Consider the following 11477-nt stretch of genomic DNA (forward strand, 5'->3'; position numbering starts at 1 on the left):
ATGACATGGAGCGTTATGTTTATCTCCCCACGGATGTGGCTGGTGCTGTGCGCGCTATTGTTTGGCATCGGTACGCAGAGCAATGCCTATGGCGCCAGCCTGCCAACGCCGGGCGACCAGGACTTGATCCGCGATCGCCAGAACCGCCTGATTGAAGAACAGCAGCGTCGACTGGAAGAACTCAAGGAACTACCGGGCAAGCCAACATTGCCCGCAACACCGGCCACCCCGGTGGATACACGTTGCTTTCCGATCAAAGACATCGAACTCAAGGGCGCCGACAGTCTGTCCGCTGCCGACCGCGAGCGCTTGCTCAAGCCCTATATCGGTCAATGCCTGGGCGTCTCGCAACTCAACGAATTGCTGAAGGTCATCACCGACCATTACATCGGCAAGGGCATGATCACCAGCCGCGCTTACTTGCCGCAGCAAGACCTCTCCAGCGGCCACTTAAGTGTGTTTGTAGTCGAGGGCAAACTCGAGGGTTTGAAGGGCGCTGACGACAGCCATATCTCCGATCGGGAACTGTCCATGACCTTCCCCGGTAAAACGGGTGAATTGCTCAATCTGCGTGAAATAGAACAACTGGTGGATCAGTTGAACCGCTTGCCCTCCAATCAGGCGCAAATGGAACTGACCCCCGGCGTTCAGGTCGGCGGCAGTAGCGTGCTGGTCAAGAACACCCCACAGAAGCCTTGGCGTGCCAGCCTGTCGCGTAACAACGACGGTCAGAAAAGCACCGGTGAACAGCAGTGGGGCGCAGGCCTGGAGTGGGACAGCCCGCTGGGGCTGGCCGACCAGTTGATGTTGCGCGGCGGCCATGACGCGGTGAGCGATCACCAGAAAACCTCGAAAAACGCCATGCTCTATTACAACGTGCCTTGGGGCTGGTGGAACTTCAGTTATACCTACAGCCAGAGCGAATACCGCTCCCAGGCCCAAGGCAATGGTTTCAACTTCAGCCAGAGCGGCGACAGCGAGAGTCATCAATTGCGCGCCGAGCGCCTCGTCCATCGCGATGCGGTGAGCAAAACCTCGATCAATGCCGGCTTCTCCCACCTGCGCACCAACAACTACATCGAAGACAGCCGCCTGGATAACAGCAGCCAGCGTATTACCGAAGCCCAGTTGGGTATCAACCACGGTCGGCGTATCGGCCATTCGTTCGTCAACCTGGACCTGGGCATGCAACAGGGCATCGGCGTGCTGGATGCGCAAGGCAACGACCAGCGTCGTGATGAGGCCGGCAACCTTACCGCCAACGCTCGCTATCGAAAGTACACCGCCACGGCCAGTTACCTGTTGCCGTTCAACTGGCTGGGCGAGTCCTTCACGTTCAGCAGCCTCGCCACGGGCCAGCGCAGTGAAGACGTGCTGTTCAGCCCGCAACGCATCAGCCTGGGTGGCAGCTCATCGGTGCGTGGCTACAAAGACCAGTTTTTATCCGGGGACAGCGGCGGCTACTGGCGCAACGAACTGCGCTGGACCCGCCCGGTGACCGCCGATTGGCTGCGCCCGGTCCTGAGCGAGTACGGCACCAGTGTCGGTTATGACCAAGGCGTGATCAGCAATGACCGATACAACGGCGAAGTGCATGGCCGCATGTCCAGCAACTCTCTGGAGATCTTCGCCCGTGGCAAGTACCTCGCCACTCGCGTGACCTTCGCCCACTCGCTGGAACGCCCCACCGTGCTCACCGAGCGCGAGGCGCCGATCTATTTCCAGGTCGACCTGTTTCTCTAAATAATTTGTCGTAGCGTCGGGATTTTTGAATATGGACGTTCACCAGTTTGCCTTTCTGTCCCGCCAGCCTTCGGCTGCGGTGGCCCCTCGCACGCACTTCCTGGGCATGCCCAAACGCTGGCTGGCATTGCTGCTGGCGAACGTCATGTTCTGGCAGCCGATCTGGGCCCAAGCCGAGGGCATCGCCGTCAGCGGCGGTACTCAGACCAGCCTGGGGCAGGCCGGCAACGGCGTACCGGTGATCAACATTGCCGCGCCCAACGGCGCCGGGCTTTCGCACAACCAGTTCAAGGATTACAACGTCGGTCAACAGGGCGTGATCCTCAACAACGCGACAAACGCGGTGCAGAACACCCAACTGGGCGGCCACATTCTGGGCAACAGCCAGCTCGGTGGACGGGCAGCCGGCACCATCCTCAACGAAGTCAACGGCGGTAGCCCCAGCCAGCTCAACGGTTACACCGAAGTGGCAGGCCAGTCAGCGCGGGTCATCATTGCCAACCCTTACGGCGTGAGCTGTAACGGTTGCGGCTTCATCAACACGCCGCGCGTGACCCTCAGCACCGGCAAGCCTGTACTCGACGGCAGCGGCAAGCTTGATCACTTCGAGGTGGATGGCGGCAGCATCACCATCGATGGCATGGGGCTTGATGCGGCCAACATTGATCAATTCGACCTGATTACCCGTTCGGCGAAGATCAACGCCGACATCCATGCCCGGCAGTTGAATGTCATCACCGGTGCCAACAACGTCGACGCCGACAGCCTCGCTACCACGCCCCGTGCGGCCCGTGATGCCGACAAGCCTCAACTGGCAATCGATGCGGCGGCGCTGGGCGGGATGTATGCCAACACCATCAAACTGGTGGGTACCGAGCAGGGGGTCGGGGTCAAGCTGGCGGGCAACATGGCTGCCAGTGCCGGCGATATTCAAATCGATGCCGGTGGCCATCTGAGCATGGCGCAGACATCGGCCCAAGGTGCCTTGCGGGTCAACGCGCAAAGTGTCGAGATGACCGGCAAGGCTTACGCCGGCAGTGTCGATGTGCGCACGCCCGGCGAGCTGGTCAACCGGCAGAGCCTGGCTGCACGCAACCGCATCGACATCAATGCCGACAAACTCAGTAACTCCGGCGTGATCGCCGCGGGCATTGAAGCCGATAACAGCCGCAACACCACGGGCGACCTGAGCATCACCAGCCCCTCGGTGACCAACAGCGGCAGCCTCCAAGCCAGTCGCTCGTTGAGTATCCGTGCGAGCAAAGACCTGACCAATCAGGGCGTGGTTCAGGGCGCGGCGGTCGATTTGACCAGCGCCCGGGTGACCAACCAGGGCACCGCCGCGCGAATCGTCGGTGACCGCTCGCTGGTGCTCAATGCGCCGGCCATCGTCAACCTGGCAGGGGTGATCGGTTTTGGCGCGGGGCAGGCGGCGTCCTTGCAACTCGACAGCCTGGACAACCGCGAAGGCTTGATCCAGGTGCTGGGCGGAAGCCTGACAATCACCGCTCGCCAGCTGGATAACCGTAGCGGGCAAATCGACGCTGGCGGCCTCATTGTCGATACCGCCACGCTGGATAATCGCTCCGGCCTGCTGTCTGCCAGCGCCGGTAATGCGCAGGTGAACACTCGCGGCAGGTTCGACAACACTTCGGGCACTCTTCAGGCGCAAAACAAACTGTCAGTCACGGGCCAGGAGGTCATCAACCAGGGCGGCAGGCTACTGGCGGTCAAAGGTGACCTCGATCTGAAAGCTTCGAGCCTCAATAACCAGCTCGGCAGCGTGCTGGGGTCCAAGGTCAGCATTCGCGCGCCGGGTGGCCAGGTTGACAACCGCGGCGGGAAAATCGTCGGCGAGCGCATTGATCTGAACGCCTCGGGGCTCGACAACCGCAACGCAGGGCTGCTGGCGGCAGGCGCCCAGGGCATGAGCCTGATCTTCGATCCGGCGGCCATCAAGGCGCAGCTGCTCAATAAAAAAGGGCGCATTCAGAGCGACGGCGGCCTTTTGCTGCAAGGTGGCTGGCTGGACAACAGCGCCGGCACGGTGCTCGGTAAAACCATCGAGGTTGATGCTCAACGCCTGGTCAACAACGGCGGCATGCTCCTCGCCGACGCAGGGCTTGCCAGCCTGAAGCTCGGCAAGGGCAGCATCGACAACCTTGGCGGTGCGATCCAGGGCAACACCGTCGAGGTGACCGCCGGCAATCTCGATAACCGCCGCGACGGCACCAAGGCCGGCATGATCGCCAGCCTGAAGGGCGAACTGAAGCTGACCGTCGATTCGCTGATCAACCAGGGTGGCCTGATCGAATCCAATAGCTGGCTGACACTTCAGGGCGATACGCTGGATAACAGCGCTTCGGGGCGGATCCGTGCGCTGGGCAACAAGGCCAGTACACTTCGCGTCTCGCCAGACGACATCAGCACCGTCGACTTCAACGGCGCCGTCAATAACCGCAACGGCACCATCGAGGTGGGCAACACATCGTTCAGTTTTGAATCCCGTTCGCTGGATAACCGAGGCGGGACCCTCGAACACGCCAACTCCGGGTTATTTACCCTGCACCTCGATAGCCTGACCGGGGCCGGTGGCGGGATCACCGGCCTGGGCAGTGGCGACTGGAACTTTGGCGCGGTGGATGGGCTGGGTCGTGCACAGCTCGACGAGGCGCTGACGTACACCAGCGATTCGCTGACGCTGCGGTCCGGCGATCGCCTGGCCAGCAGCACCGCTCTGGTGCTCAACCTTGAAAGCCTGAACAACGGCGGCGAGTTGCTCAGCGACGGCGACCTCACGCTGAACCTTACGGGCGATCTGTTCAACAGCGGTCGGTTATCCGCACAAAAGAAACTCGGCATCACCGCCCATGACATCAGCCAGGACGGCGGACGCATGGGCGCGGGCACCGACATACGCCTCAACCTGAGCGGTACGCTGGATAACTTCGGTTACCTGACTGCACGCCAGAACCTGCGCATCGACGCGGCGCAAATCGACAACCGCGGCACACTGGGTGCCCAAGGCAAGGTCAACCTCACCGCCACCGGCGGCATCACCAACGGTCCCGATGCATTGCTGTTCAGCGGTGGTGACATGACCCTGCGCGCCAGTAGCCTGCTCAACCGGTATGGCGACCTCTACAGCGTCGGCAACCTGAGCTTCGCCGGTATCGGTGACAGTCAGGCGCAAAGCTTGCGCAACCTCTCCGGGACGATTGAAAGCGAAGGCAACATCAGCCTTTATGCCGCCTCGCTGGAAAACGCCAAGGCCGAATTCGAACTGAGCCAGGAGCGGGTGAGCGGCACCTTGAACTGGGTGTGCGGCCAACACTGCGGCGGTCATGACTCCTTCAAACGCGGCCAGATCACCATCGGCCAAACGTTCATCGAGCGCGCCACCAAGGACTCTGCTTCGGCGCGTCTGGTTGCCGGCAAAGACCTCAACATCCAGGCCTCAAGCGTGCAGAACCGCTACAGCCTGCTGGCCGCCAACAACAACCTGACCATCATTGCCGATGACCTGCTCAATCAGGGCGCGTCCACCCGCACCGGGCAGAACACCATCAAGATCAGTACGCCGGGGCGCATTTCTACCGGCTACTGGGACCAAATGGAGTACGTCGACATCCCGGCCTTCAACGCGGCCGTGGCCGCCGGCAACTACGATGATGCCCGCTTCGAGCTGCTGAAATCTCGCTCCAGTGACAGCCGCTTCCAGGAGCAAAGCAACGTCACCGTCTGGACCGACAATCTTCAGCCGACCTACGCCGCGACGATTCAGGCCGGCGGTACCGTCAACCTGAACGTCACGCGCACCGTGCAAAACGGAACGCTGCACCAGAACACGCTTGAACAACTGACCGGCACGCTGGGCGATGACCAGACCGGTGTCGGGGTCGGCGGGATCGATATCAACCTCAACCCGCAGGTGAGCGATGCCGGCGCTGTGACCAGCAAGCGTATCGCGACGGACAGCAGCGTACAGAGCGTCTTTAAACCGGTGGATTACAGCGGCATCCCGTTCATCTCCGTGGACCCGACGTCCGGGCCCACCTTCCAGCTGCCCAACGGCGATTACGGGATGTTCATCAAGAACCCCGATCCGACCAGTCACTACATGATCGAAACCAACCCGAACCTCACGAACCTGTCGCGGTTCTTTGGTTCGGACTACCTGCTCAAGCAGTTGAACATCAATGCCGACAGCGCTTGGCGTCGACTCGGCGATGGCCTGTACGAGCAGCGCCTGATTCGCGATGCGGTGCTGGCGCAGACTGGCCAGCGTTTTCTCGCCAGCGGCTTGACCAGCGATTATGAGCAATACCGTTACTTGATGGACAACGCCCTCGCCAGCAAGGACGCGCTGCGTCTAAGCCTTGGCGTCTCGTTGACGGGCGAGCAAGTCAGCGCGCTGACCCATGACATCGTCTGGATGGAGAATCGCATCGTCGACGGGCAAAAAGTCCTCGTGCCAGTGCTGTACCTGGCCCAGACCACCACCCGCAACGTACGTGGCAGCAGCCTGGTCCAGGGCCGTGACCTGAACCTGTTCACCGGCGGCGATCTGATCAACGTCGGCACACTGCGCGCCAGCAACAACCTCAACATCCAAAGCGCTGGCAGCGTCTATCAGGGCGGGCTGGTCGAGGCCGGCAACGACCTGCAAATGCTGGCGCAAGACAGCATTCGCAACGCCATGGCCGGCGAGATCCGCGCCAGCCAGGTCAGCCTAGTCGCACTCAGGGGCGACATCATCAACGACCGCACCGCGATCCGGGTTCGCGACGGCTCTGGCATGCGCACCCTGACCGATGCGGGCAGCAGCATCAGCGCCCGGGAAAACCTGGCCGTTGTGGCCGGCCGCGACCTGACCAGCCACGGCGCAATAAGCAGTGGCGGCAACGCGACCCTGACGGCGGGCCGGGACATCAACCTGGCGGCCAAAGCCGACGCCAGCGAGAAGCATGAATTCAGCGACGGCGGCCACAAGTCGAGCATCACCACTGATGTGAAAAACCTCGCTGCGACCGTTACTGTCGGCGGCAACCTGACCGTGGATGCGGGCCGCGACGTCAATGTCATTGCCAGCCAAGTCAAGGCCGGGAACAACCTGAACATCAAGGCCGGCCAAGACTTCAACGTGACCTCTGCTGACGACATTCACAACGTCGAGAGCAAAACCAAGGACGGCAAAAAACGCATCACCGAAGAAAACGACCGCACCACCCAGGTCGCCAGCATCCTGAGCGCGGGCAATAACTTCAACGCCCAGGCGGCTCGCGACACCAACCTCATCGCCAGCAAGATCATCGCCGGCAACGAAGCGTATCTGTACAGCGGCAACAAGCTGAACCTGCTGGCGGCGCAGAACAGCACGCACACGCTGTATGACATGAAGGAGAAGGGGAACTGGGGGGCGAAGAAGGCTCAGCGCGATGAGGTGACGCAGATCACCCATGTGGGTACCGAAATCAACACCGGGGGCAATCTCACCCTCGCCAGTGCCGGTGATCAGCGCTACCAGGTTGCCAAGCTCAACAGTGGCAAAGACCTGATCCTTGAAAGTGGCGGCGCCATCACGTTTGAGGGGGTCAAGGACTACCACGACGAAAGCCACACCAAGAGCAAGAGCGACCTGGCCTGGACCAGCTCCAAGGGCAAGGGCAATACCGATGAAACGTTGCGTCAGAGCACGCTGGTTGCCCAGGGTGCCTTGGCCGTTCGGGCTGTCGATGGGCTGAAAATCGACATCAAACAGATCAATCAAAACACCGTCAGCCAGACCATCGATGCGATGGTCAAGGCTGACCCGCAACTGGCCTGGATCAAGGAAGCGGAAAAACGCGGCGATGTGGACTGGCGCCAGGTGAAGGAGGTGCATGACTCCTTCAAGTACAGCCACTCCAGCCTGGGCCAGGGTGCGATGCTGGCGATCATCATCATCGTGACGATCCTTACCGCAGGTGCGGCCAGCGGCCTGGCAGGCGCGGCGGCCGGGGCTCAGGCCGGTACTGCGGCCACCTCCGCCATGGCGGCCGCGACGACTGCCGAGGCTGTGGCCGCTGGGGCGACCTATGTCGGGGCAGGCTGGGGTAACGTCATGGCGACGGCGGCGATGACGTCCATGGCCAGCACGGGTGCGGTCAGCGTCATCAACAACAAGGGCAATCTGGGCGCGGCTGTTAAAGACACCTTCAGCAGCGACAGCCTGAAAAATGCCGCCATTTCCGGGATGGTCGCAGGGTTTACCGCCGGCGTGATCGACCCGAAATTGGGCGGGACAACCAAGCCTTACAACGGCATCACCAAGGGTTTCGACTTATCCACCCTTAAGGACATAGGCGGTTTCGCCGTGCATGCCGGCGCACAAGGCGTTACCTCGGGCGTGGTCAAAACCGCGGTCAACGGTGGCAGCCTGGGCGACAACCTGGTCGATGAACTTGTGACCCAGGCCGGGACCGTTGCCGCGGCGGTGGGGTTCAGCCAGGTCGGCAGCTTCGCCCAAAAAGAGTACCTCAAAGCTGCGGCCAATAAAGACTCGGTCGGCATGGCACTGTGGGCCGAGGGTGGCGCCGGAAGAACCGCGCTGCACGCCATGATGGGTGGCGCGATGTCCTCAGCCACGGGCGGCGACTTCGCGACCGGTGCGGTGGCCGCCGGTGCCAGCCAGGCCATGGCTGGCGCCTTGAATGATGTCTTCAGCAAGCAGCCGGAATATCGCGAGGCCGCCGCACAAATCGTCGGCCTCACCGCCGCTGGTCTTGCCGGTAAAGATGTCGAGAAAGCGGCCTGGGTTTCGCTGATGGCCGATCAGTACAACCGCCAACTTCATCCAGACGAAATTCCGCTTCTGAAGAAACAGGCTGACAGTCTGGCGAAGGAAGCCGGACTCAGCCCTGCAGAAGCAGAAAGACGCCTGGCCAAAGCGCTGGTTTATTACACCGACAAAGATTGGAACGGCGTGCTGAGTGGCCAAGGTGCCGCGCCCGATGCCCTGACGGTGAAGCATTTGGGCATCGCGCTGGCACCGCTGGGCGCCACGTACGCACCCGCAGCAGCGACGGATATTCCGGCAACCGGTCCCGAGAAAACCTACACCCCCACCGAAACCGCCGCGTTAATCGCCAACTACAGCAGCACCCATGCGGCGCAGTACGCGGACAAATCCATCAACGTCGTCAACCTGCAGGGCTTCTACGCGGGCGATCTCAGTGGTGAATACGCCAACTTCTATCGCAAGAACCTGGCTGTGAGCCCGGGCCTGACAGATTGGGGCACGGTAACCGGCAGCGCCCAAGGCACGGGAAAGGCATTATCCGAGGCGGCGGGCTCGGCGTGGGCCTTGCTGAGCAACCCGGTGCAAGGCAGCGAACAAATCGCCAATGGCCTGGTCGGGCTGACCAAACATCCGCTGGACTCGTTGATGAGCAGCGTCGAGGCGAGCCAAACCAAAGCGGCATTGGCGAGCCTGTACGACATGCAAGGCAACACCACCGCCAGCGCCGCGATCCGGGCGCAAAGCGATGTTGAATTTGCGTTGAACTTCCTTCCGGTGAACCGGGTTAAGACGCTGGCCAAATTGGGGGCGGAGAGTGCGGTCGTTAAAGCCGCTGACAATGTTGTACTTCCAGCGGGTTATCGTGAGGGCAGTTCAGCAGGAGCGGCATTTAACGAGACGGGGGCGTTGCCGGATGGCTATCGTCGGGTCGTTAATACCAGGACCGGTAATACTGAAGTCGCCGGCTCTGATGGTGTCTTTTATTACGAAACCGCCGAGGGTGGACTGAGGCCGAAGGCTGGGGGTAATCTGGCAGAGTTGGTGGCGGCTGAGGCGAAGATTGCGGGAGCAAAAGTAACAGGTGGTGCAGTAGAGCTAACGTTTGACAAGGCTACCCGGACCTGGACAACTCCAGCTGGTCTAGACTATGGACAAGGATCGGTTCAAGGAAACAGAGTTTTGCATGTTCTAGAGCATGCGGAGCCGAATCCGGCCAAGACAACACATAGCGTCTTTAGTATGGACAGAAAAGAGATTTTAGGCGCTGTCGACGAAGCATGGCTCAAGAAAGGTAGTCCTGTAGTAGGTGATCCGGGTGCATATGTTGTCCCGATGGGCCGAGCGATTGGTACTTCGGGAGAAACGAGTATTAAAATTATTGTTCGGCCTGGGACCAGTCAGGTCATTACCGCCTATCCTGTTAAATAGAGAAGTTTTATATGTTGTGTCCAAGGTGTGAGCAGGGAGATATTGTCAAGGCTAAAATTATAGCTTACGACACTTGCTTGTTCGTATGTCAAGAGTGCGAGGCCTCATGGTTTTTATACGAAGACATTGGGGTTGGGGCCTTTTTCGACTATGGGACTTATATGGAAGGTCTAGGACTGAAACCACTATGGAGTGAGTTGCAAATCATTCCTGAGTAGGAGCAAAAGGGGAAATAGTTGGCGCTCTAGACCCTGTCCAAGCAGCACGCCAACGTCAGGCTGCTATGCTTGAAGAAAATCAAGGTTTCAATGCGAGCCCCATTGGTTGGGATAGCTATCCGACCATTGGTCGTAACGGAACTTATATAACTGATAGAGAGGCAATTTCTAGTATTACCGGGCCGCTGAATATAGGAGGAGAGACGGTGATAACTAGGTCGCAGGCAACTCAGCTTGAGTACGGAATAGGGGACAGACCACGATTTTTTTGATGGTAAGCAAAAGCGTGGTCTGTCCCCTAATGCTTGCTGGGTAAAAGTTTTGGAGGCGAAGCCGTTAAAATGACTAGATATCAGAATGTTTTAGTTAATATTGATCGAATGGTGTGTCTTCTCGAAGTGGGTGAGGCGAATGAGTGGGCGAAAAGTTTGCGTAGTGTCTCTAGGTTGAAAGAGTCCGATGCTAAGATTTTATATAATACGGTGTTGGGTATGTATGGAGGCGTAGGTTCTCTAAATGATGTCGTACTTTATAGCGGCGGAAAGGTTTTGATTGCAGAAAGTAATGAATTTGATATGTTGCGTTCTGAATTATATGATTTGTGTTTTGGCTAGTTGGAGAATAGGGGACAGACCACGATTTTTTTGATGGNAAGCAAAAGCGTGGTCTGTCCCCTAATGCTTCGTTGCGCGGCATGTGGTGGGAGAGTACGGCGGTGACTGACGTGGCGAGCCAGGCCAAGTTTCTTGCGGCGCGATTAGTAAGCGATCTGTTGTAGCAGCTGCCGAGCCCGCGAGGCTGCTGCTACGGGCAGGCCAAGTCTCTTGCTCGCGAGAGGCCAGCCCATCCACCGCAAAATCCACAGTAAGACCAATAAACAGGCGATGTTTAATCGACATCTCCAGATACTCACTCAGGCTACACAGCCTTGCGCCGTTGCCTACGACTACGCCAGAATCCGCCGGCTTGTACGCCTTGAGGGCGGGCTCTATCGTTTCCGGGTCGCTGACGAATCAGCGATCGGATTTGACCGTCCGAATAAATCAAGGCGCGCCAGCGTCCAAGACCTTTTTCAGGCATTGTCTGAAGTATCGTGTCGCGGTGGCTGTGCGTGGGACACTTCGGTGTGCCGGATTCCTTGATGTCCGGTCGGTCAACCCGCGTACAGCTGCCACCTTGTTCGTTTGACCGCGAGCGGCGGTAGCTCCACTCATCAAGGAGCTTCATATGTTCAAACCAACACCAAATCCACCAGAAACCGATCCGACATCCCCCTACGAATCCCTCGATTCCAAAAAACTCCACGA

Annotated in this window: 3 protein-coding genes and 1 pseudogene; all 4 read left to right on the plus strand. The window is 59.5% G+C overall.

From position 1 onward, the window contains the following. Positions 1-15 precede the first annotated feature (15 nt). Positions 16-1743: a ShlB/FhaC/HecB family hemolysin secretion/activation protein gene (locus tag HCU66_RS07350; RefSeq protein WP_420908044.1), complete on the plus strand. Its 1728-nt coding sequence runs from the start codon at positions 16-18 to the stop codon at positions 1741-1743. Between the two features lie 31 nt (positions 1744-1774). After that, positions 1775-9952, plus strand: coding sequence for a two-partner secretion domain-containing protein (locus tag HCU66_RS07355; RefSeq protein ID WP_241015393.1), 8178 nt, complete (start codon positions 1775-1777; stop codon positions 9950-9952). A 559-nt stretch (positions 9953-10511) separates the two neighbouring features. Next, a complete protein-coding gene (locus HCU66_RS07360; protein ID WP_205887849.1) occupies positions 10512-10784 on the plus strand; it encodes a DUF6966 domain-containing protein in 273 nt (90 codons plus the stop codon). 613 nt (positions 10785-11397) lie between these two features. Continuing rightward, positions 11398-11477: pseudogene (locus HCU66_RS27675) on the plus strand (DUF6124 family protein); the annotation flags it as partial.

Origin of the sequence: Pseudomonas frederiksbergensis, assembly GCF_017114915.1 — a bacterium.
GTDB lineage: Bacteria > Pseudomonadota > Gammaproteobacteria > Pseudomonadales > Pseudomonadaceae > Aquipseudomonas > Aquipseudomonas frederiksbergensis_I.